Origin of the sequence: Phyllobacterium myrsinacearum (assembly GCF_002980555.1) — a bacterium.
Lineage (GTDB): Bacteria > Pseudomonadota > Alphaproteobacteria > Rhizobiales > Rhizobiaceae > Phyllobacterium > Phyllobacterium myrsinacearum.
In genome coordinates this window covers 1-255 of the sequence record NZ_PVBT01000039.1, presented here as the reverse complement: position 1 = coordinate 255, position 255 = coordinate 1, and the positions used below count along the sequence as shown (strand labels likewise).

1 pseudogene is annotated in these 255 nt (G+C 58.4%); it reads right to left on the bottom strand.

Annotated features, from left to right (window positions below):
* Nucleotides 1–255, bottom strand: a pseudogene (locus tag C5750_RS26720) (two-component sensor histidine kinase); the annotation flags it as partial.

The following is a 255-nucleotide window of genomic DNA, read 5'->3' as shown; positions in this document are numbered from 1 at the left end:
CCTGGCGGATTCTGGCCCGGTCGGCAAAGGTGATCGCACGGCCAAGATCGCGTTTGAGGATAATGCCTGACCCTGAAAGATCCTGGTCAACCGAAGCTGTCACTGCGTCCACTTCTTCAGCCAGGTCAACTCTGTCGAGCTTGAGTTCGAGCTGACCCGCATTGGACAGGCCGAGGACCCTCAGATCCTCAACGATACGGGCAAGGTCTTCGACATGGGCAAGCAGCCGCCGATAGATTTCCGGTGCCGGGGTAA